The organism is Amycolatopsis sp. SID8362, assembly GCF_010550475.1.
Lineage (GTDB): Bacteria > Actinomycetota > Actinomycetes > Mycobacteriales > Pseudonocardiaceae > Amycolatopsis > Amycolatopsis eburnea.
Map to the genome: position 1 here is coordinate 1 of NZ_JAAGNB010000821.1, position 21635 is coordinate 21635.

Below are 21635 nucleotides of genomic sequence, written 5' to 3' on the forward strand. Positions count from 1 at the left end.
CCAGGTCAGCCGGCAGCGTGTTTCGGCGCTCGCGCGATCGCGGCTGCGGACCGACCAGGCCAGCCTGCTGCCCGCTTTGGCGCTTGCGCGCGGCCCGACGAGGTCAGCCAGCTGCCCGCACCCGGCATCACCGGCGGCCTGCTCGCCATCGCCCGCTTCGCCGGTGGCGGTGCATCGCGCGCGGCCCAACCAGGTCAGCCGGCCGCGCGCTTCGGCGGGGCCTGCACGACCGTGAACGGCTCGTTGCGCACCTCGGACGCGGTGAGCAGCGCCCGGTCCAGCGCCCGCGCGATGGCGGCCGCGGCCGTGCGCAGCTCCGGCAGCAGGCGCTTGGGTGCCAGCCGGGAGACCGGTGCGGTCGTCGACACCGCCGCGTGGACCGTGCCGTCCGCGCCGGTGATCGGTACCGCGAGGCTGCCGACCCCGGGCATCGTCTCCTCGATCTCCAACGCGAACCCCTTCGCCCGGACCACGGTCAGCTGCTTGCGCAGATCGTCCACCGAGGACACCGTGCGGGAGGTCAGGTGTGTCAGCCCGGCTTCGTCGAACCGGGCCAGCTGCTCATCGACGTCGGGGGAGGTGGCCAGCAGCACCTTGCCCGTCGCCGTGGCCGAGGCGGGCAGGCGGCCGCCGATGCGGGAGTGCGAGTGGATGTTCGCCTCGCCGGCGACCTTCTCCAGGAACAGCACGTGGGCGCCGTCGAGGACGGCCAGGTGGATCGTCGCGCGGGTGGCCGCGAACAAGTCGGCCAGCGCCGGCCGCGCGACCGCGCGCAGCACCGCCGACGCCGGTACCCGCTGGCCGAGTTCGAACACCCGCAGCCCGAGCTGGTAGCAGTCGCCGCGGCGCTCCAGCAGGCCCCACTCGACCAGCTCCTGCGCCAGCCGGTACGCCGACGCCTTCGGCACGCCGGACCGGCGGCTCAGATCGCTCAAGCCCAGCTGGTAGGCGCCGGATTCGAAGGCGCCGAGCAGCAGCTGCGCCTTGCCGAGCACCGAATTGGGCCGGCCGTCGTCCTCGGTGGACATGGCACCTCCTCGCGGCTTGCGATTATCACCACCCGGAAAGATCCAAGTCCAGCGGACGTCACCGTCCGTTACCGGCGGGTTTCCGGCCGTCCCCGTCGTGAAACGGTCCGGTTACCCGGTTCGGTAGGCGGACCGCGGGCGTGGGCCGACCGGCGGTGAGGGCGAACACTCCCGGACACGTTCGTTCCGACCACACAGGGAGCCGCATGACGACGGTGCGATACGGCTACGCCACGGTCCCCGGCGGGCAGGTGCACTACGCGGAGCAGGGGATCGGCCCCGCCGTGCTCCTGCTGCACCAGACCCCGCGCTCGCTCGACGAGTTCCGCGAACTCCAGCCGTCGCTGGCCGGGGACCACCGGGTGCTCGCGCTCGACATGCCGGGGTTCGGCAACAGCACGCCGCTGCCCGCGCCCCAGCGCATCGAGGACTACGCCCACGGCGTTCTCGCGGCGCTGGACGCCCTCGGCGTGGACCGCACGGCGGTGCTCGGGCACCACACCGGTGGCGTGGTGGCGGTCGAGCTGGCCGCCGCGGCGCCCGAGCGGGTCACGGCCGTGGTCCTGTCGTCGACGCCGTGGGCGGACGCGGGTTACCGTGCGTCGCATGTGGACGGTCCTGGTGTCGACGACGCCGCTCGCGAACCCGGCGGCGGCCACCTGCTCACGTGGTGGGAGCAACGGCGGCCCCACTACCCGGAGGCGGCGACCGCGCTGCTCGACCGGTTCGTCAGGGACGCGCTGGCGCCCGGCGTCGATCCGCGCGAAGGCCACCTGGCGTGCGCGCGGTACGAAATGGAACGGCGGATCGGCGAGGTACGTGCCCCCGTTCTGCTCCTCGGCGGGAGCGACGACCCGTTCGCCTTGCCCGCCTTGGCTTCCCTGGAACGGAACCTGACCGCGGCCGCCGTCGTGGAGCGGGCCGTGATCGACGGCGGCACCGTCGCGCTCATGGAGGACAAGGCCGAGGAGGTCGCGGCGGTGGTGCTGCCCTTCCTGCGCCGGTCCGCTGATTGAACCCGCGCGTTGCCGATGTCCCGGCACACCAACCAAAGTACGGCAACTCGACCGGCTCTTCCGGAGGCAGCTATGACACAACCACAACGGCAACAGTCCAGGGCCGCGCTGGCCGGGTGGTTCGGCACCACCGTCGAATTCTACGACTTCTTCGTCTACGGCCTGGCGGCGTCACTGCTGTTCCCGAAGATCTTCTTCCCCGCGGCCGATCCGGTGGTGGGCACGCTCATCTCCCTCTCCAGTTTCGGGGTCGGCTACGTCGCGCGCCCGTTCGGCGCCCTGCTGTTCGGGCACCTCGGCGACCGGATGGGCCGCAAGTCCATTCTGGTCACCACGCTGATGATGATGGGCATCGCGACCACCGCCATCGGGCTGCTCCCGTCGTACGGCACCTGGGGCATCGCCGCGCCGATCCTGCTGGTGGCGCTGCGGATCGTGCAGGGTGTGTCGCTCGGCGGTGAGTCCAGCGGCGCCGTCCTGCTCACCGTCGAGCACGCCGAGAAGCACCGGCGCGGGTTCTTCGGCGGCATCCTCAACACCGGCACCGCGGTCGGGACCATCCTGGCCAACGCGATGTTCCTGCTCGTGGCGCGGCTGCCCGAGGCCGACCTGGTCGCCTGGGGCTGGCGGATCCCGTTCCTGGTCAGCGTGCTGCTCGTGGTCGCCGGCCTGGTGATCCGGCTCGGCCTGCGGGAGAGCCCGGAGTTCGCGGATGTCAAGGACACCGGCGCCGTGCACAAGCTGCCGCTGGTGGACGTCCTGCGCAAGTGCGGCGGCACGGTCGTCCTGGTGACGCTGGCGACGCTGGGCGCGGGTGTCACGATCACCGTGAGCTCGGTGTACGTGCTGACGTACGGCAAGACCGAGCTGGGCCTGAGCACGTCGGCGATGCTCGACGTCCTGCTGCCCGGGCTGTTCGTGGTCGTGATCGGCGCGCCGCTGTACGGCAGGCTGGCCGACCGGATCGGGCCGAAGACGGTCTTCGTCACCACCGCCGCGTCGATGGTCGTGCTCCCGTTCGCCTGGTTCCCCCTGCTGAACACGGCGAACCCCTGGCTGATGTTCCTCGGCTTCGCGCTGCTGTTCGCCGGGTACGCCGGCAACTTCGCGATGTTCCCGGTCTTCTTCTCGCAGGCGTTCCCGGTTTCGCTGCGGTTCAGCGGGATGGCGATCGGGTTCACCCTCGGCACGATCTTCGGCAACGCCTTCGCCCCCGCGATCAGCGCGTCCCTGCTGGAGTCGACCGGTACCTGGGTGTCCGTCGCCGCGTACATGGCGGCGGCATGGGCGGTGACCGCGGTCGGCGGGCTGCTGCTGCGGCCCGCCCCGTCCGAGCAACCGGAGATCCTCCGTGAGGCGTCCGGGGCGCCGGCGGCGTGAGGATCGGCGTCCGGGTTCCGCCGTGCGCGCCGCTGCCCGAGCTGGTGGCCTTCGTCCAGGAGGTCGAGCGCCTGGGGTTCGACGACGTCTGGTTCCCGGACTCGCAGCTGCTGTGGCGGGACGTCTTCGCCACAGCGGCCGCGGCCGCCGTGGGCACGTCGAGGATCGGACTGGGCACGGCGGTGACGAACGTCGTGACCCGCCACCCCTCGGTGGTGGCCGGTGCGGCGCGGACCGTGGCCGAGCTGGCGCCCGGCCGGTTCGTGCTCGGCGTCGGCGTGGGCAACAGCTCGGTCGTCCCGGCCGGGCTGGCCCCGTCGACCCGGTCCGGGCTGCGTGCCGGGCTTCAGGTGCTACGGACGTTGCTGGCCGGTGACGAGGTCGACTTCGGTGGCGTGCGGTCGCGGCTGCGCGACCCGGTGGCCGTGCCGCTGCACCTCGCGGCGAGCGGACCCCGGAACCTACGGCTGGCCGGGGAAGTCGCGGACGGCGCGATCCTGCTTTCCGGAGTTGCTCCGGAGCCCTTGGCGGCCGCGATGCGGCAGGTGGCGGCGGGCGGGTCCGTGCCGGTCACCGTGTCGGCGTTCTGCCGCGTCACGGACTCCGTGCGGCGGGACGCGCGCGAGCTGAAGCCGGTGTGCCTGAGCATCGCGGCCAACGGCGGGGCGGCGTTCCTCGAGGAAGCCGGCGTCCGGGTGCGTGTGCCCGAGCGGCTGCCGGAACTGCGTCCGGATCTGCTGCACGCCGAGTCCTGGGACGCCGCGGTCCGGGCTTGTGAGTCCCTTGTGGACGACAACGCCGCCGAGCTGTTCGCCCGGCGGTTCTGCTTGTACGGCACCGAGAACGAGATCGCGGCGCGGCTGCGCGAACTGGACCGGGCCGGCGTGTCGGCGGTGCTGCTGCAGCACGTCGGTTCCTACGACCTGCCGCGGCAGCTGACCGCCGACGTCGCCGGCCGGGTGCTTCCCGCGCTAGCCCGCTAGGTCGAGCGCGATGTCGGTGATCATGTCCTCCTGCCCGCCGACCATGCCGCGCCGGCCGGCCTCGACGAGGATCGCCCGGGTGTCCAGGCCATAACGCACCGCCGCTGCCTCCGCGTGCCGGAGGAAGCTGGAATACACCCCCGCGTAGCCCAGGCTCAGCGTCTCGCGGTCGACCCGGACCTCGCGGTCCTGCAACGGGCGCACCAGGTCGTCCGCCGCGTCCATGAGCGGGAACAGTTCGCAGCCGTGGTCCCACCCCATCAGGTCGGCCACCGCGATGAACGCCTCCAGCGGGCAGTTGCCCGCACCCGCGCCCTGGCCCGCCAGGGAAGCGTCGACCCGGACCACGCCGTTCTCCACCGCGACCACGCTGTTGGCGACGCCGAGGGCGAGGTTGTGGTGGGCGTGGATGCCGATCTGGGTGTCCGCGTCGAGGACGTCCCGGTAGGCGCGCACCCGGTCGCGGACGCCGTCCATGGTGAGCCGGCCGCCGGAATCGGTGACGTAGACGCACGCGGCGCCGTAGGACTCCATCAGCTTGGCCTGCTTCGCCAGCTCGTCCGGCTCGGCCATGTGGGACATCATCAGGAACCCGGCGACGTCCATCCCGAGTTCGCGGGCGGCGCCGATGTGCTGGGCGGAGATGTCGGCTTCGGTGCAGTGCGTCGCGACCCGGACCGACCGGACGCCGAGCCGGTGGGCCTGGCGCAGGTCGCTCACGGTGCCGATGCCGGGCAGCAGGAGCGTGGTGGGGATGGCGGTGCGGGTGACGTCGCAGACCGCTTCGATCCATTCCCAGTCGGTGTGCGCGCCGACGCCGTAGTTGATGCTTGAGCCGGAAAGCCCGTCGCCGTGGGCGATTTCGATGGCGGCGACGCCGGCTTCGTCGAGGGCGCCGGCGATCGCGCGCGCCTGCTCGACGGTGTAGCGGTGCCGGATGGCGTGCATGCCGTCCCGCAGGGTGACGTCTTGGATGTACAGGTCGGTCATCGGAGTGCCTCCTGCCGGGCGGCCATGCGTTCGGCGGTCCGCAGCGCGGCCGAGGTCATGATGTCGAGGTTCCCGGCGTAGGCGGGCAGGTAGTGGGCGGCGCCCTCGACTTCGAGGAACACCGACACCTTCACCGCCTCGCCGGCCGGTACCAGCCGGTGCAGCGGGTCGTCGGCGGGCACGGTGGCGAACTGGACCTTCTGCTTGAGCCGGTAACCCGGCACGTAAGCCTGTACGCGGCCGACCATTTCCTCGATGGACGCCGTGACGGCTTCGGTGTCTACTTCGGACACCAGGCAGTGCACGGTGTCACGCATGATGAGCGGCGGTTCGGCCGGGTTCAGGACGATGATGGCCTTGCCGCGGGTGGCACCGCCGACCTTCTCGATCGCGGACGCGGTGGTCTCGGTGAACTCGTCGATGTTGGCCCGGGTACCCGGACCCGCCGAGCGGGACGAGATGGAAGCGATGATCTCGCCGTAGTGCACCGGCGTCACCGCGCCGACCGCGGCCACGATCGGGATGGTGGCCTGACCGCCGCAGGTGACCATGTTGACGTTGGGCGCGTCGAGGTGCTCGCCGAGGTTGACCGGCGGGACGACGTAGGGCCCGAGCGCGGCGGGCGTGAGGTCGATGACGGTGCGGCCGAGGCCGCGCAGGACCTCGTCGTGACGTCGGTGCGCGCCCGCTGAGGTGGCGTCGAAGACGTACCCGACATCGGCGAACTCGTCCAGGCGGACGAGGCCGTCGACGCCTTCGTGGGTGGTGGCGACTTTGAAGCGGCGAGCGCGGGCGAGACCGTCGGAATCGGGGTCGATCCCGGCCATGGCCGCGATCTCGAGCTGGTCCGACAACCGTAGGACCTTGATCATCAGGTCGGTGCCGATGTTGCCCGAGCCGATGACGGCGACTTTCGCGCTCATGCGGCTTCTCCCTCGAAGCGGATCGTGACTTCGCCGAGGCCGGAGATCCGGGCGGTGAAGACGTCGCCGGGGGCGACGGGGACCATCGGACCCAGCGCGCCGGTGAGGACGGTGTCGCCGGCGCGCAGGGGCTCGCCGCGCCGGGCGAGGGTGGTGGCGAGCCAGGCGGCGGCGTTGAGCGGGTCGCCGAGGCAGTCGCGGCCGGTGCCCTGCGAAACGAGTTCAGTGCCGCGGTGGAGCTGCATCTCGACGTCGGCGGGCTCGATGTCGGCCTCGCGGGGGTCGCCGACGACGAACAGACCGGAGGAGGCGTTGTCGGCGATCGTGTCGACGATGGTGATGTCCCAGCCCGCGATCCGGCTGTCGACGATCTCCAGCGCGGGCGCGAGGAACGCGGTGGCCGCGCGGACGTCGGCGACCGAGCAGTCCGGGCTGGGCAGGTCGGCGCCGAGGACCAAGGCGATCTCCGCTTCCACCTTGGGCTGCAGGAGCCGGCCGGCCGGGACGGTCCCGCCGTGGGGGAGGGCCATGTCGGAGAACAGCGCGCCGAAGTCGGGCTGGTCGACGCCGAGCTGGCGCTGCACGGCCGGTGAGGTCAAGCCGATCTTGCGCCCGACCAGGCGATGCCCGGCCGCGAGCACGCGCTCGGTGTTGAGCCGCTGGACGGCGTAGGCCGCGTCGAGGTCGTCGTCGGCGAACAGATCGCGGATCGGCGGACAGGGCGTGGCAGTGGCGGCCGCGGCCGCGAGCACCTCGGCGGCCTTGGGGACGGCCTCGTTCATCGGGGACCTCCGGAGCAGGGATCGTGACCCGCCAGGTATAGGCCGTGGTCCGGGGGTGTGCCAAAGTTTGTCCCGTGACACGGAACAGCGAGAATGGCAACATGCTGGACAAGGCGGCCGCTGTCCTGGACGTCTACCGGCCGCATGGTGGCGCGTTCCGCCTGACGGAACTGGCAGCCCGGGCGGGACTGACCAAGACGACGGCGTTCCGCCTGGCCGGCGACCTGGTCCGCCTCGGGTTCCTGGAGCGCGCGGGCGATCGCTACCGGTTGGGCGGCGCGCTGTTCGAGCTGGGTTCGCTCGTGCCCCGCCGTCAGGACCTCCGCGAGGCCGCCTTGCCGTTCCTGCAGGACCTGTTCGAGAGCACCCGCCAGACCGTCCACTTCGGAATCCGCGAGGATCGCGAAGTGGTATACCTCGAGCGCATCCACGGCCACGACGCGGTCCCGCTGCCGTCCCGCATCGGTGGCCGGCTCCCGCTCACCTGCACGGCGATCGGCAAGGCCCTGCTGGCGTTCTCCGAGCCGTCACTGGCGGAGGCGATTCTCGCGGATCCCCTTCCGCAGCTGACGCCGGCTTCGATCACCGACCCGGTCCGGCTGCGCACGGCCTTGGAGCAGACGCAGGTGTCCGGCCTGGCTTACGAAGAGCAGGAAGCCGCGCTCGGCGTGAGCTGCATCGCGGCCCCGGTGTTCAGCGGAGCGGTCGCCGTCGCGGCGCTGTCGGTGGCAGTCCCACGCGAGCAATTCCGCCCGGCGCACTTGGCCCCGGCAGTTCGGACGGCCGCGCTCGGCTTGTCACGGACGTTGCGCCAAACCGCCGAGTCGAATTGACTGCCAAGTCTTCCAATGCAGTCCGATCGACAACGTGCTCCCGTTGTCCAGGCGGCGCGATTGCAAGACTTTGCAAGTCGACGCCGTGTGCTTCGCCGATCAAGGTGGCTCGATCACTCTGCGCTGTAGTACTTCTGTGGAGTCACTCAAGCTGCAGGTTCGTGGCTAAACTTAAAGTGGGATTATAGATCAACTCGGTCCTCGGACACTTACCATAACCCCACGCGTGTGGATCGAGGTTAGCCTCGATCCGCACTTGCCGTTTATCAAGTTCTCGCGATCAGCCGGGGCAGCTCAGTGAGCGAGTCGATGACCCAGTCGGCGTTCGCCTGCACTGCGGGGTCATCGGCCCACAGGCGTCCCCATGGGCCGCGCCGGATCAAGGCGGTCCACAGCCCGGCGCTGTGCCCCGCGACCACGTCGTTGTCGCGGTGGTCGCCGACGTACAGGAGCTCGTGGGGAGCGACGCCGGCCAGCTCGACGACGTGCCCGAAGAAGGCCGGATCCGGCTTGGCGACGCCCCATTCGGCGGAGGTCGCGATGGCGTCGACCGGGAGGTCGAGTTTGCGGAGCAGGCTCCCCGCCTTGGCGGTCTGGTTGCCGGCCAGCCCGACCCAGAACCCGCGGGCCTGAAGCTCGGCGAGCGCGGGCCGGACGTCCGGGTAGAGATCGGACTCCTCGATCCGCTCGCCGTTACCGGTCTCCTCTCGACGTTGCCGTTCGGCGGCCACGTCGAAGTCCGGCTTGAAGTACCGGAACGTCTCGGCGTTGTCCCGCCCCGTCGCCGTGACCGCGCCCAGTACGGTCGAGAACGTGTGCCGGCCGACGCCGATCCAGTCGGCCCAGGCGTGCCACTCGCGCGTGTCGTCGAGCACGGTCTCGCCGATGTCGAGGACGACAGCCCTCACCGGCATGGCGTTTCCTCTCGTCCGGTGACGTTCCGCGCTCGAGTCTGTCACTCGGCCGCCACCGAGACGCTCTGCCCCCTGACGACCACCAGCTGCAGCGCGCGCAAGTTGACCAGGTCGGCGAGCGGGTCGCCTGCGGTGACCAGCAGGTCCGCTGAAAGACCTGGTGCGAGTTGCCCGGTTGTATTGCCGATGCCCAGCGCCTCCGCGCTCGTCGTCGTGGCCATCTCGATGATGTCGGCGCGGTCGAAGCCGAGGCGGTCCATGAAGCTGGGTATCCCGGCGCCGGGGTCGCAGGCGAACCGCGGGAAGGGGTCGCCTGAGGTCTGCGGCCGGATGCGGTGCCCAGTGTCGAAGCGGCGTGCCGTGCTGGACACAGTGGACGGTCGACCGTCCACTGTGGTGTCCGCGAACGGCGGTAGGCTGCCGGGCTACGCATGGTCCGCCACGATGCCGAACGCGCGGATCTTGCGGTAGATCGTCGCCCGGGACATGCCCAGGTCCGCCGCCGCGTGTTCCTTGTTGCCTCGGTTGGCCGCCAAGCTGCGGACTATCGCGTCGCGCTCGATCGACTCCAGCTTCGTCAGCTGGCGGCGGGTGAACGTGCGGCACTCCGCCGGGAGGTCCGTCACCTCGATCGTGCCGCTCCGGCGTCGGCGGGCGGCGTCGGCGAGCACCTGGTCCAGTTGGCGGACGTTGCCCGCCCACGGGAGCCGCATCAGCTGGCGCAGGCAACGGTCCGACACCGTCAGCGGCCGGTTCGCCGCGTGGCGCGCGAGCAGGTGGGGGACCAGGCGCTGCAGGTCGTCGAGCCGGTGGCGCAGCGGCGGGACCTCGACCGTGTGCGCGAAGAACGGCATCAGGCGGCCCTGGACGTCCGGGTTCGCCGGTTCGTCACCGAGCGTCGCCACGACCCAGGCCGGCGCCTGGTCCGGCGGCGCGCCCTGCCAGCTGGTCAACAGGTCGGTGAGCCGGTGCAGGCCGTCCTCGGTGAGGGCGTCGGCGCGCCGGATGACGACCACCGGCGGTTCGCCGCGGGTCACGTCGTCGGCCAGGTCCTCGACCCACTCGTCGTAGCCGTCCGCGACGGCCGTGCAGTCGACGAGCACCGGACGGCGCCCGTGCCGGACCGCGACCGCCCGTGCCATCGCCGTCTTGCCGACGCCGCTTTCGCCGCTCAGGGCCAGCCAGCTCCCGTCGGCGAAGCTGCCGTCGGCCGTGGCGCACGCCTGCCGCCACTGCGGGTTGGCGCCCACCAGGCCGGGGAGCTGCAGGTCCTTGCGGGCGGCCCGGCGGCGGGAGTGGGCCTGGTTCTTGACGCGGAACACGCCGCCGGCGAGCGTCGTGCCGCTGTAGACCGGCCGGTACTCCAACCGGGCGATGGTGCCCGACGGCAGGTCGGCGACGACGGTCACCGGTTTCGTCGACCCGACCAGGTCCGCCGTGTGGGTGATGAGCGCGGCGCGGTCGGTCACGTCGTAGAGCTCCTCGGCGTGGCTGTTGACCATCACGACGTCCTGGTTGACGGCCAGGATCGCCCCGGAGCCGCGCTGGCAGGACGCGAGGTACTCGCGGAAGAGGGTGAGCTCCCGCGCGCCGGTGTTGGCCAGCATCGCCTCCTCGATCCGCTTGGCCGTCGTGCGCGCCAGCGTCAAGAGCAGCGGGCCGGACGTGTCCGCCCAGGACGTCAGGTCGAGCACCCCGGCCAGGTGACCCCGGATCGGGTGAATGATCGGCGCGCCCGCGCACTCGAACTCGGTGAGGCTGCTGTTGAAGTGCTCGAAACCCGACACCAGGACCGACTTCTGGCATTCGAGCGCGGTGCCGATCCCGTTGGTCCCCACCGACTCCTCGGCGTAGCTGTAGCCGGGCGCGAGCGAGATGCTGTCCAGCCCGGAGGTCAAGGCGCCGTCGGTGCTCACGCGGCTGACCACGAGACCGTTCGCGTCCGTCAGCAGGATCGCCACGGGGTGGTTGGCCATCTCCTCCGAAAGGTTCGCTAGAACGGGTGTCGCGCAGTGCGCCAGCAGGCTCTCTTCGTCGCGGTCGGTGACGAAAACCGGGTCAGGGGCGTCAGCGGCGACGCGGTTCTCGACCGCCCGGCGCCAGGAGGCGCTGATGACGTCCCGCACGCCGGGAACCTCGGGCAGCGGGGAGGACAGGAACATCTCCCGCAGGTCGCGCATCGGCCGGTCTTCTCGCGTCGTCACCAGCGTCTCCTTTGACGGTCGGTGCCCTCGGGCAGTGTGGTGGCCCTGCCCGTGCCCGACATCGTCGCTCAGAACCGCGGCCCGCTCCATCTCACATTGAGACAGAACCCGGATGCGATCCGCAACACACTCTCCTCCGTCAGACGACCGGCCGGGCTGAGAGACCCCGGTTTCGAGGAGGCCGATTTTGAGCAGGCAGAGTCTCACCAAAGCGCACAACAAGATCACCGAGCTGTCGTGGGAGCCGACGTTCGCCACGCCGGCCACCCGCTTCGGGACGGACTACACGTTCGAGAAGGCGCCCAAAAAGGACCCGCTGAAGCAGATCATGCGCTCCTACTTCCCGATGGAGGAGGAGAAGGACAACCGGGTCTTCGGCGCGATGGACGGCGCGATCCGCGGGAACATGTTCCGGCAGGTGCAGCAGCGCTGGCTCGAGTGGCAGAAACTGTTCCTCTCGATCATCCCGTTCCCGGAGATCTCGGCCGCCCGCGCGATGCCGATGGCGATCGACGCGGTGCCGAACCCCGAGATCCACAACGGACTCGCGGTGCAGATGATCGACGAGGTCCGCCACTCGACGATCCAGATGAACCTCAAGAAGCTGTACATGAACAACTACATCGACCCGGCGGGCTTCGACATCACCGAGAAGGCGTTCGCGAACAACTACGCGGGCACCATCGGCCGCCAGTTCGGCGAGGGGTTCATCACCGGTGACGCGATCACCGCGGCGAACATCTACCTGACCGTCGTCGCGGAAACGGCGTTCACCAACACGCTGTTCGTCGCGATGCCCGACGAGGCGGCGGCCAACGGCGACTACCTGCTGCCGACGGTGTTCCACTCGGTGCAGTCCGACGAGTCCCGGCACATCAGCAACGGCTACTCGATCCTGCTGATGGCGCTGGCCGACGAGCGCAACCGCCCGCTGCTCGAGCGCGACCTGCGCTACGCGTGGTGGAACAACCACTGCGTCGTCGACGCCGCGATCGGCACCTTCATCGAGTACGGCACCAAGGACCGCCGCAAGGACCGCGAGTCCTACGCCGAGATGTGGCGCCGGTGGATCTACGACGACTACTACCGCAGCTACCTGCTGCCGCTGGAGAAGTACGGTCTCGTGATCCCGCACGACCTCGTCGAGGAGGCGTGGAACCGGATCACGAACAAGTTCTACGTCCACCGCGTCGCGCAGTTCTTCGCCACCGGCTGGCCGGTGAACTACTGGCGGATCGATGGCATGACCGACGCCGACTTCGAGTGGTTCGAGCACAAGTACCCGGGCTGGTACGACCAGTTCGGCAAGTGGTGGGAAGCCTACAACCGGCTGAGCCGGCCGGGCCGCAACAAGCCGATCGCGTTCGAGGACGTCGGCTACGAGTACCCGCACCGCTGCTGGACGTGCATGGTGCCGTGCCTGGTCCGCGAGGACCTGGTGGTCGACAAGGTCGACGACCAGTGGCGGACCTACTGCTCGGAGACCTGCGCCTGGACCGACAAGGTCGCGTTCCGGCCGGAGTACGAGGGCCGGGCCACGCCGAACATGGGCCGGCTCACCGGGCAGCGCGAGTGGGAGACGCTGCACCACGGCCGGGATCTCGCCGACATCGTCAAGGACCTCGGGTACGTCCGCGACGACGGCAAGACCCTGATCCCGCAGCCGCACCTGGACCTCGACGACCCCAAGAAGCTGTGGACGCTCGACGACCTGAAGGGCATCCAGTTCGGCAGCCCGAACGTGACGCTCAACCAGATGTCGGACGCCGAGCGCGAGCAGTGGGCGGCGGCCTACCGCGCCAACCCCAACGTCACGGTCGCCTGACGGCCCGAGGACCCGCGGACGACGGCGGCGCCCGCCGCCGTCGTCCGTTCCCGAGAATCGAGACACCCATGGCCGACAAGCACCGCATCTCCTTCGAACCGGTCGACATCGAGATGGAAGTCGGTGAGGACGAGAAGATCCTCGACGCCGCCTTCCGCCAGGGCATCCACCTCATGCACGGCTGCCGTGAGGGCCAGTGCTCGGCGTGCAAGTCCTACGTCCTGGACGGCGAAATCCAGATGGAGCGGTACTCGACGTTCGCCTGCAACGACGCCGAGGTCGAAGAAGGCTACGTGCTGCTCTGCCGCGCGCACGCCTTCAGCGACTGCACCATCGAGCTGCTGAACTTCGACGAGGAGGAACTGCTCAACTCCGCACCACTGCAGGACGTCCGGACCGAGGTCGTCGAGATCGTCGAGCACACGCACGACATCGTCGGCCTCAAGCTCAAGCCGGTCGAACCCGCGGCGCTGGAGTTCAAGCCGGGGCAGTACGCCGAGCTGACCATCCCGGGCACCGAAGAAAAGCGGTCCTTCTCGATGGCGACCACACCGTCCACAACGGACCACGTCGAATTCGTCATCAAGAAGTACCCGGGCGGGAAGTTCTCGTCGCTGCTCGAGAGCGGCATCGAGGCCGGTCACCCGATCGACCTGCGCGGCCCGTACGGCAACTTCACCCTCAAGAAGGGGCACGTGCTGCCGCTGGTGCTCCTGGCGGGCGGGGCCGGGATGGCCCCCGTGCTCGCCTTGCTGCGGCACCTGAGCGAAACCGGCGACACCCGCCGGATCCGCTTCTACTACGGCGCCCGCACCCCCGCGGACCTCTTCTACCTCGACGAGATCCGCGCGTTGGGCGAGCGGTTGGCGGACTTCGGGTTCGTCGTCGCCCTGTCCGAATCCGGCGACGGCGGCGACGCGCTCGACGTGACGGCGGCCGCGGGCATGGTCACCGACGTCGTCGAAGCGCGGGAGCCCGAACTGCACCGCAGCGAGGTCTACCTGTGTGGCCCGCCGCCGATGGTCGACGCCGCGCTCGAACTGGCCGCACGCCAAGGAGTTCCGGACGACCAGGTGTTCTACGACAAGTTCACGACCTCGGTCAACGACGACTAGTCAGAGGAGACAGCACATGGCATCACCCGCGCCGAAGGTGCGCAGCTTCCCGAAGGTGGAGTTCACCGACTCCGAAGCCGGCGCGCTGGAGTTCCCGAGCTCCAAGAGCCGCGCGTACTCGTACTTCAAGCCGGCCAAGCTGCGGGCGACGGTGTACGAGGACGTGACCGTCGACGTGCAGCCCGACCCCGAACGCCACCTCTCCCAGGGCTGGATCTACGGCTTCGGCGACGGGCCCGGCGGCTACCCGCAGGAGTGGACCCAGGCGAAGTCCTCGAACTGGCACGCCTTCCTCGACCCGAACGAGGAGTGGGAGCAGACCCTCTACCGCAACAACTCCGCGGTGGTCCGGCAGGTCGCGCTCGGGCTCGAGAACGCCAAGCGCGCCAACGCCTACGACGGCTGGAACCCCGCCTGGCAGAAGTTCATCGCCCGCAACCTCGGCGCCTGGATGCACGCCGAGAACGGGATGGCGCTGCACGTGTTCACCTCGATCCAGCGGTCGGGCCCGACGAACATGATCAACACCGCGGTCGCGGTGAACGCCGCGCACAAGATGCGCTTCGCCCAGGACCTCGCATTGTTCAACCTCGACCTGGCCGAGTCGCTCGGCACCTTCGACGGCGGCGTCCACAAGGAGGTCTGGCAGTCGGCCGAGGAGTGGCAGCCCACCCGGCGCGTCGTCGAGGAGCTGACCGCCGTCGGCGACTGGGCCGAGCTGCTGTTCGCCACCAACGTCGTCTTCGAGCAGCTCGTCGGCCAGCTCTTCCGGTCGGAGCTGGTGATGCAGATCTCCGCCAAGAACGGCGACTACATCACCCCGACCCTCGTCGGCACGGGCGAGCACGACTACAGCCGCGACCTCGCCTACACCCGCGCGCTGTTCCGCCTGCTCACCCGCGACGAGCAGTTCGCCGACGGCAACAAGGAGCTGTTCGGCCGGTGGCTCTCGACCTGGGTGCCCCGGTGCCTGGACGCCGCGCACGCGCTGCAGCCGATCTGGTCGCAGCCCGCCGAGAAGACCCGGACCTTCGCCGACTCGCTCGCCGCGACCAAGGAGAAGTTCACCCAGCTGCTCGAGGAGATCGGGCTCGACGTTCCGAAGGAGTTGGAAAAGTGAGCGGTCCCATGCAGTTCGGTTCCCAGGCCGGCTCGTCGAACATGTGCGGCGTCACGCTGATGAACACGCCGATCGGGCGTGTCGTCGCGGACGTGATGGGCGCCAAGGACGGCGTCGAGCTCGTCGAGTACCCGTCGATGATCCGGGTCGATGGCACGCGGCTGCTCGAGTTCGACTACGACGAGCTGACCGACGCGCTCGGGCAGCCGTTCGACGGCTCGATCTTCGAGGAGATCAGCTCCACCCACTACGGGCGCATGGTGCACCTCGACGACCGCACCCTGCTCTTCGCCAACCCCGAGGACGCCGCCGAGTACATCGGTTTCGACCTTTCGGCACACGGCTGACGCCGCGCAGTTCCGGCCGTGGTGGCGGGTGCTCGGCAGAGCCCCGCCACCACGGTCACCCACCAGACACGAAGGGATGAGGATGTACGAGAAGGACGGCGAGCAGTACTTCATCGTCGACGCACACATCGCACTTTGGGACGCGCGGGCCGAAAACCAGCTCAACGTCCACGGCAAGCAGTTCATCGACTGCTTCTACGACTACCACCGCAACCTCAGCCCCGAGGAAGTCGTCTGGGACTACGACACCTACACCTACTACGGCGGCGACCGCCTGATGAAGGACCTCTTCCAGGACGGCTACGTCGACCACGCCATCTTCCAGCCCGCCCGGCTGGGCGCGTTCTACAAGAACGGCTTCGGGCAGACCGAAGAGGCGCTCGAGCTGGTGGCGCGGAACCCGGGGAAGCTGACCTACAACCACAACTGGGACCCCCGGTTCGAGCAGGCCGGCCTGGACCAGCTCCGCCGGGACGCCGAGCGGATGAACCTCAAGGGCGTCAAGCTGTACACGGCCGAGTGGCACGGGGATTCGCGCGGCTACAAGCTCGACGACCCGTGGTCGCGCCGGTACCTCGAGACCGCCGCCGAACTCGGGATCAAGAACATCCACGTCCACAAGGGACCGACGATCCGCCCGCTCGACCGGGACGCCTTCGACGTCGCGGACATCGACAAGGTCGCCACCGACTACCCCGAGCTGAACTTCATCGTCGAGCACGTCGGCCTGCCGCGCCTGGAGGACTTCTGCTGGATCGCCACGCAGGAGACGAACGTCTACGGCGGGCTCGCGGTCGCGATGCCGTTCATCCACAGCCGGCCGAAGTACTTCGCGCAGATCATCGGGGAGCTGCTCTACTGGATCGGCGAGGACCGGATCCTCTTCTCGAGCGACTACGCGCTGTGGACGCCGAAGTGGCTCGTCGAGCGGTTCGTCGACTTCCAGATCCCCGAGGACCTGCCGGAGTACCCGGCGCTGACAGTCGAGCAGAAGAAGAAAATCCTCGGGCTCAACGCGGCCTCGCTGTACGGCCTCGACGTGCCGCGCCAGCTGCGGCTGCCCGCGGGTGCGCGATGACCACCGCGGTTTCGGTGGAGGCCGAGGTCCTCGCCGCGCTGGCGACGGTGCTCGACCCGGAGCTGGACCAGCCGGTGACGGAGCTCGGGTTCGTGCGCTCGGTGACGATCGACGACGCGGGCGTCGAAGTGCACCTGCGGCTCCCGACGTCGTTCTGCGCGCCCAACTTCGCCTTCCTGATGGTCTCCGACGCCCACGACGCGCTGGCGGCCGTGCCGGGGCTGGGCCGGATCCGGGTGTTCCTGGACGACCACCACGACTCGGACAAGATCAACTCCGGGATGGCCGCCGGGGCCGGGTACGTCGGCACGTTCGGGGCCGAGGCGCAGGACAGCCTGGACGAGCTGCGCCGGACCTTCCAGCGCAAAGCGCACCTCGCCGCCGTCGAGCGGTGCTGCCGCTCGGTGCTGGCGGGCGGTGCCTGGACGCTCGAAGAACTGCCGCTGCTGGAGCTGTTCGACCTGCCCGAAGGCCCGCTGAAGTCGGCACTGCTGCGGCGGCGGGAAGCGGTCGGCCTGCCCACCACGTCGCATTCCCGCGTGCTCGTCGACCACGACGGAACCGCCGTGGCGAAGGCGGACAGCGCGTTGTGGCTGCGGCTGGCCGCCGCCACCCGCGTGTCCATCGAGGGCAACGCCCACTTCTGCCGGGGACTGCTCGCCACCCGGTACGGCGACTCCGGCACCGACCCCGTCATCACGAACACCAGGAGCCGCTCATGAAAGCCGTCCAAGTCACCGGCTACCACCGGAACCTCGAGGCCCGCGACGTCGCCGAGCCGAAGGTCACCGGGCCGCTGGACGTCGTGGTCCGGGTCGGCGCGGCCGGGGTCTGCCGGACCGACCTGCACATCCTCGAAGGCCAGTGGGCCGAGAAGAGCGGGGTCGCGCTTCCGTACACGATCGGCCACGAGAACGCCGGGTGGGTGCACGCGATCGGCGACGCCGTCACGAACGTCGCGGTCGGCGACAAGGTCATCCTGCACCCGCTGATGACCTGCGGCCTGTGCCGGGCCTGCCGCCTCGGCGACGACGTCCACTGCGAGAGCTCGCGGTTCCCCGGCATCGACACCGACGGCGGGTACGCCGAGTACCTCCTGACGTCGGCGCGCTCGTGCGTCAAGCTCGACGACAGCCTCGAGCCCGCCGACGTCGCCGCGCTCGCCGACGCCGGGCTGACTGCGCAGCACGCCGTGGCCAAGGCCGCGGCCGTGCTCCGGCCGGGCGATGTCTGCGTCATGATCGGCGCCGGCGGGCTCGGCCACATCGGCATCCAGTGCCTGAAAGCGATGAGCGCCGCGACGCTCGTCGTCGTGGACCGCAACCCCGCGGCGCTGAAGCTGGCCGAGCAGATCGGCGCGGACGTCACCGTCGTCGCCGACGGGTCCCATGTGGACGCGGTCCTCGACCTGACCGGCGGCCACGGCGCCGAAGCCGTCATCGACTTCGTCGGCGAAGGCGGGTCGACCACCGAAGGCGTGCGGATGCTGCGTCGCGCGGGCAGCTACTACGTCGTCGGTTACGGCGAAAACATCAACGTGCCCACGATCGACGTCATCTCCACCGAGATCAACTTCGTCGGCAACCTCGTCGGGTCCTACACCGATCTGCAGGACCTGATGGTGCTCGCGGCGCAGGGCAAGGTGAAGCTGCACACCGCCCGGTACCGGCTCGAAGACTTCCAGCAGGCCATCGACGACCTCGGCGCGGGCAAGGTCCGCGGCCGGGCCATCCTCATTCCCTGAAAGGAAAAAACCATGGCGAAGGAGCTGCGGTTCAGCGTCGATGCGCGGCGCCAGCTCGAGCTGGGGGTCAACGCCCTGGCCGACGCGGTGAAGGTGACTCTCGGTCCCAAGGGCCGCAACGCGGTGCTGGAGAAGCTGACCGGTCCACCGACCATCACCAACGACGGCGTGACCATCGCCCGGGAGGTCCAGCTGGAGGAGCCCTTCGCGAACATGGGCGCCCAGCTGGTCAAGGAAGTCGCGATGAAGACCAACGGCGCGGTCGGCGACGGCACGACGACCGCCACCGTGCTCGCCCAGGCGATGGTGCGGGAAGGGCTGGCGGCGCTGCGCGAAGGCGCGAACCCCATGCGGGTCCGCCGCGGGATCGAGGAGACCGTCGAGGCCGTCGTCGAGCGGCTGCGCAAGTCCGCGGTCGAGGTCGCGGGCGAAGCCGAGCTGGAGCGGATCGCGACGCTGGCCGCCAGCGACGACGAGCGCATCGGCCGGGTCATCGCCCAGGCGCTGTCGGCGGTCGGGCGCCAAGGCGTCGTCGAGGTCGAGGAGTCGGACTCGCCGGGGCTGGGCGTCGACGTGGTCGACGGGATCGAGTTCGACCACGGGTACACCTCGCCGTACATGGTCACCGATCGCGACCGGATGGAGGTGAGCTTCGACGACCCCGTCATCCTGCTCACCAACAAGAAGATCAGCCAGGTCCAGGAGCTGATGCCGACCCTGGAGGCGGCACGGCGCCTCGACCGCCCGCTGGTCGTCCTCGCCGAGAACGTGGATGGCCCGGCCCTGCAGCTGATCGTGAGCGGGAACGTCCACGGCACCTACGCCGCGGCCGTGGTGCGCGCGCCCGGCTTCGGCCACCGGCGGATCGCCGAGCTGGAGGACTTGGCCGCCGCACTCGGCGGACGGGTCGTCAGCGAGGACTCGGGCGTCACGCTGACCGAGGTGACCGAGCGGGACTTCGGCCGGTGCGAGCACATCACGATCACCGAGGACACGACGACGATCATCGGCGGCGCGGGCGACGAGGCCACCGTGCGGGCGCGCATCGGGCAGCTGGAGAAGCAGCTCGAGCGGGCGCGGATCGAGCACGACCAGGACAGCCTCCGGCTGCGGATCGCCCGGCTGTCCGGCAGCATCGCGGTCGTGCGGGTGGGCGCGGCGACCAGCGTGGAGCTCAAGGAGCGGATGCTGCGCGTCGAGGACTCCTTGGCGGCGGCCCGCGCGGCGCTGGAGGAGGGTGTCGTCCCCGGCGGCGGCGCGGCGCTGGCGCAGGCGGCGACCCACGTCGAGCTGCCGGGACTGGAAGGCGACGCGGCACAGGGCCGCGAGATCGTGCGGCGCGCGTTGGGCGAGCCGTTGCACTGGATCGCCGAGAACGCCGGCTACGAGGGCGAGGCGGTGCGGGAGCGGGTCGCGGCCATGGACAACGGCCACGGGTTCGACGCGCTGACCGGCGAGTACGCCGACTTGTTCGCCGCGGGAGTCATCGACCCGCTGAAGGTGACCCGGTCGGCACTGGAGAGCGCGGCGTCGATCGCGGCGCTGCTGATCACGACCGAGACGGCGATCGTCGAGAAGGTCCTGGTCAACCCGGGAGCGATCATCGCGCCCGGGGTGGGTGATCTGGCGGAGGGCATGGTCCGCCCGTCGAACATCTACTAGCGGGGGAGGAGACCCGCGCCGGCACGCTCCCGAGGCGTACCCGGCGCGGGTCTTCGCGTGTGGGGGCGCGGGCCGCGTCGACATCGGGCACGCGGCTTCGCGGTCGTGGCCGTCCGCGGCTCAGGCTGCCCGGGCAGGGGCCGGCGCGTAGGGGAGCGAGGATAGGAGGCGAGCGGCCGGCGCTTGGCTATCCGGCCGCGACGACCTGCGGCTCGAGGCGCCCGGCCAGCGTCATCGCGTCGGTGAGCAGGTTCGCCGGGGTGGTGGCGTACTCGACGAGCCCGGTGGCCAAGGCCGCCCGTACCCGGTAACACACCGCCGCCTCCGCCGCGTCGGGCTGGATGACGCCGCCGGACATCACCCGGACGTCCGCCGCCTCGGCCAGCGCCCAGCCCGTGCCGATGGCGTCCCCGTTGATCGCGGCGACCACCGGCAGGGGGTGCGCGCGCAGGGCGTCGAGGACCTCCGCCGGCCGGAGGCCGTCGCCGGTCGCGAGGTCCGGGGCGAACACCGTGCCTGTGCCGGTGAGCACGATCGAGCGCTGCGAGCCGATGTAGGCGAGCGCGGCACCCAGCCGGTCCAGGAGCTCGGGATCCGGCCGGAACCGGACCACGACGACTCCCCGCCGGTAGTGCAGGTCCAGCATGATGCCCTCCTCGACGGGGGAAGTCGTGCGCTGAAACCCGTCGAGGCGCAGCATAAAGGCGGTACCGGGCATGCTCCGTCTCACATTGAGACCACACGACCGGGCCACGTGCTCATCCGGCTCGGCCCCCCACCGCCGTCCCGACCGGACCTTCCGGACATACCCCGTTGATCAGCCACGACCGCCGCCCGCCGGGTGGATTCGTGCCACGATGGAGGCGAGATCGGCCTAAGGAGGTCCGCCAGTGCCCGAGTGGGACGGTCGCGGCCTGCCGCCGGTCGCGCGGGCGCGCGTCGGGCGCTTCGCCGAGTCCGGGCTGAAGACTTCGCTGCTGAGCGTGCCGGGTGCGGTCGGCGCCGAGGTCGCGGGCTTCACCGCCGTCGGCGAGGTCATGGGCTGCGTCGTGCAGCAGACCGCCTGGACCTCGCTCGGCCAGTGGGCGGGCGACCAGGTCCGGCAGAGCGCCGACCTGCTCCGCAACGGCTACGCGACCGCGCTCGACAGGCTCGCCCAGGAAGCGACCGCGCTGGGCGCCGACGGCGTGCTCGGCATCGAGTTCACCACCACCTCGCTCGACGGCGTCATGCAGGAGGTCGTCGCGCTCGGCACCGCCGTGCGCGCCGAGACCACCCAGCGGCCGCGGCGGCTGTTCACCACCGACCTGCCCGGCCAGGACGTCGGCAAGCTCATGCAGGCGGGCTGGGTGCCGGTGCGGGTCGCGGTCGGTGTCGCCGCCCGCGCCGCCTATGACTACTCCATGCAGTACCAGACCAGCACCTGGGCGGGGAACGTCGAGGTCGACGCGCCGACGAAGGTCGTCAACGAGGTACGGGCCGCGGCCCGCACGGAGTTCGCCCGCGCCATCCGCGACAGCGGCGCCGACGGCGGCATCGTCTCCGATCTGCGGCTTCGGACGTGGCCGGTGCAGGAGCGCGCGGTGGTCGGCATCGCCAGCGTGACCGGCACCGCGATCGCCCAGTTCCACGCCGGCCGCGCGGCGCCGACCAGCGCGCTCAAGATCCTGCCGTTGAACCGTTCCTGAGGA

The 21635-nt window shown here is 70.3% G+C and carries 22 protein-coding genes; 13 read left to right on the forward strand and 9 right to left on the reverse strand.

The window, feature by feature from the left end; genetic code table 11:
- On the reverse strand, positions 1–189 hold a 189-nt coding region (locus tag G3I65_RS56540; protein ID WP_203612498.1), incomplete at its 3' end, for a hypothetical protein.
- A 5-nt stretch (positions 190–194) separates the two neighbouring features.
- Entirely contained in the window at positions 195–1028 is an 834-nt protein-coding gene (locus tag G3I65_RS25025; RefSeq protein WP_160698264.1) for an IclR family transcriptional regulator, read from the reverse strand.
- A gap of 206 nt (positions 1029–1234) precedes the next feature.
- Between G3I65_RS25025 and G3I65_RS25030 the strand changes: the two genes are divergently transcribed.
- From G3I65_RS25030 to G3I65_RS25040, 3 genes are all read left to right on the forward strand, one after another.
- A complete protein-coding gene (locus tag G3I65_RS25030) occupies positions 1235–2044 on the forward strand; it encodes an alpha/beta fold hydrolase (protein ID WP_160698265.1) in 810 nt (269 codons plus the stop codon).
- A 72-nt stretch (positions 2045–2116) separates the two neighbouring features.
- The gene (locus G3I65_RS25035) at positions 2117–3424 is read left to right on the forward strand and encodes an MFS transporter (protein WP_160698266.1); all 1308 of its coding nucleotides are present in this window, start codon (positions 2117–2119) and stop codon (positions 3422–3424) included.
- A complete protein-coding gene (locus G3I65_RS25040; RefSeq protein WP_160698267.1) occupies positions 3421–4407 on the forward strand; it encodes an LLM class flavin-dependent oxidoreductase in 987 nt (328 codons plus the stop codon). Before G3I65_RS25035 ends, G3I65_RS25040 begins: the two co-directional genes overlap by 4 nt.
- On the opposite strand, the gene dmpG is transcribed toward G3I65_RS25040, so the two are convergent.
- The 3 genes from dmpG to G3I65_RS25055 are packed head-to-tail and all read right to left on the reverse strand — an operon-like array spanning position 4396 to position 7102.
- Positions 4396–5397: a 4-hydroxy-2-oxovalerate aldolase gene (gene dmpG, locus G3I65_RS25045; RefSeq protein ID WP_160698268.1), complete on the reverse strand. Its 1002-nt coding sequence runs from the start codon at positions 5395–5397 to the stop codon at positions 4396–4398. The two genes, G3I65_RS25040 and dmpG, sit on opposite strands and share 12 nt — an antisense overlap.
- The gene (locus G3I65_RS25050) at positions 5394–6320 is read right to left on the reverse strand and encodes an acetaldehyde dehydrogenase (acetylating) (protein WP_160698269.1); all 927 of its coding nucleotides are present in this window, start codon (positions 6318–6320) and stop codon (positions 5394–5396) included. Before G3I65_RS25050 ends, dmpG begins: the two co-directional genes overlap by 4 nt.
- Positions 6317–7102 (reverse strand): 2-keto-4-pentenoate hydratase, encoded by a 786-nt coding sequence (locus tag G3I65_RS25055; protein ID WP_160698270.1) that lies wholly within the window; start codon positions 7100–7102, stop codon positions 6317–6319. Before G3I65_RS25055 ends, G3I65_RS25050 begins: the two co-directional genes overlap by 4 nt.
- 74 nt (positions 7103–7176) lie before the next feature.
- Here G3I65_RS25055 and G3I65_RS25060 point away from each other — a divergent pair, with 74 nt between their 5' ends.
- The gene (locus G3I65_RS25060; protein ID WP_203612499.1) at positions 7177–7935 is read left to right on the forward strand and encodes an IclR family transcriptional regulator; all 759 of its coding nucleotides are present in this window, start codon (positions 7177–7179) and stop codon (positions 7933–7935) included.
- A gap of 266 nt (positions 7936–8201) precedes the next feature.
- Here G3I65_RS25060 and G3I65_RS25065 read toward each other — a convergent pair whose 3' ends face one another.
- From G3I65_RS25065 to G3I65_RS25075, 3 genes are all read right to left on the reverse strand, one after another.
- Positions 8202–8849, reverse strand: a complete 648-nt coding sequence (locus G3I65_RS25065; protein ID WP_160698271.1) for an HAD family hydrolase — start codon at positions 8847–8849, stop codon at positions 8202–8204.
- A gap of 41 nt (positions 8850–8890) precedes the next feature.
- The gene (locus G3I65_RS25070) at positions 8891–9109 is read right to left on the reverse strand and encodes an amidohydrolase family protein (protein ID WP_160698272.1); all 219 of its coding nucleotides are present in this window, start codon (positions 9107–9109) and stop codon (positions 8891–8893) included.
- Between the two features lie 165 nt (positions 9110–9274).
- Positions 9275–11053 (reverse strand): helix-turn-helix domain-containing protein, encoded by a 1779-nt coding sequence (locus tag G3I65_RS25075; protein ID WP_309235684.1) that lies wholly within the window; start codon positions 11051–11053, stop codon positions 9275–9277.
- Positions 11054–11240: 187 nt separating this feature from the next.
- Here G3I65_RS25075 and G3I65_RS25080 point away from each other — a divergent pair, with 187 nt between their 5' ends.
- The 8 genes from G3I65_RS25080 to groL all read left to right on the forward strand — a co-directional run bounded on the left by G3I65_RS25080 (position 11241) and on the right by groL (position 19944).
- Positions 11241–12878, forward strand: coding sequence for a methane monooxygenase (locus tag G3I65_RS25080; RefSeq protein ID WP_160698273.1), 1638 nt, complete (start codon positions 11241–11243; stop codon positions 12876–12878).
- 68 nt (positions 12879–12946) lie between these two features.
- The gene (locus G3I65_RS25085) at positions 12947–13993 is read left to right on the forward strand and encodes an FAD-binding oxidoreductase (protein ID WP_160698274.1); all 1047 of its coding nucleotides are present in this window, start codon (positions 12947–12949) and stop codon (positions 13991–13993) included.
- Between the two features lie 16 nt (positions 13994–14009).
- A complete protein-coding gene (locus G3I65_RS25090) occupies positions 14010–15113 on the forward strand; it encodes an aromatic/alkene monooxygenase hydroxylase subunit beta (protein ID WP_160698275.1) in 1104 nt (367 codons plus the stop codon).
- The gene (gene mimD / locus G3I65_RS25095; protein ID WP_309235686.1) at positions 15110–15460 is read left to right on the forward strand and encodes a propane 2-monooxygenase effector subunit MimD; all 351 of its coding nucleotides are present in this window, start codon (positions 15110–15112) and stop codon (positions 15458–15460) included. Before G3I65_RS25090 ends, mimD begins: the two co-directional genes overlap by 4 nt.
- A gap of 82 nt (positions 15461–15542) precedes the next feature.
- Positions 15543–16538, forward strand: coding sequence for an amidohydrolase family protein (locus G3I65_RS25100; protein ID WP_160698276.1), 996 nt, complete (start codon positions 15543–15545; stop codon positions 16536–16538).
- Positions 16535–17260 (forward strand): metal-sulfur cluster assembly factor, encoded by a 726-nt coding sequence (locus G3I65_RS25105; protein WP_160698277.1) that lies wholly within the window; start codon positions 16535–16537, stop codon positions 17258–17260. The genes G3I65_RS25100 and G3I65_RS25105 overlap by 4 nt, the downstream gene beginning before the upstream one ends.
- Positions 17257–18282, forward strand: a complete 1026-nt coding sequence (locus G3I65_RS25110; RefSeq protein ID WP_160698278.1) for an NAD(P)-dependent alcohol dehydrogenase — start codon at positions 17257–17259, stop codon at positions 18280–18282. The genes G3I65_RS25105 and G3I65_RS25110 overlap by 4 nt, the downstream gene beginning before the upstream one ends.
- A gap of 12 nt (positions 18283–18294) precedes the next feature.
- A complete protein-coding gene (gene groL, locus G3I65_RS25115; RefSeq protein ID WP_160698279.1) occupies positions 18295–19944 on the forward strand; it encodes a chaperonin GroEL in 1650 nt (549 codons plus the stop codon).
- Between the two features lie 187 nt (positions 19945–20131).
- On the opposite strand, the gene G3I65_RS25120 is transcribed toward groL, so the two are convergent.
- Positions 20132–20590, reverse strand: coding sequence for an enoyl-CoA hydratase-related protein (locus G3I65_RS25120; RefSeq protein WP_160698280.1), 459 nt, complete (start codon positions 20588–20590; stop codon positions 20132–20134).
- A gap of 244 nt (positions 20591–20834) precedes the next feature.
- On the opposite strand from G3I65_RS25120, the gene G3I65_RS25125 reads away from it, so the two are divergent.
- Entirely contained in the window at positions 20835–21632 is a 798-nt protein-coding gene (locus tag G3I65_RS25125) for a heavy metal-binding domain-containing protein (RefSeq protein ID WP_160698281.1), read from the forward strand.
- Positions 21633–21635: the final 3 nt, after the last annotated feature.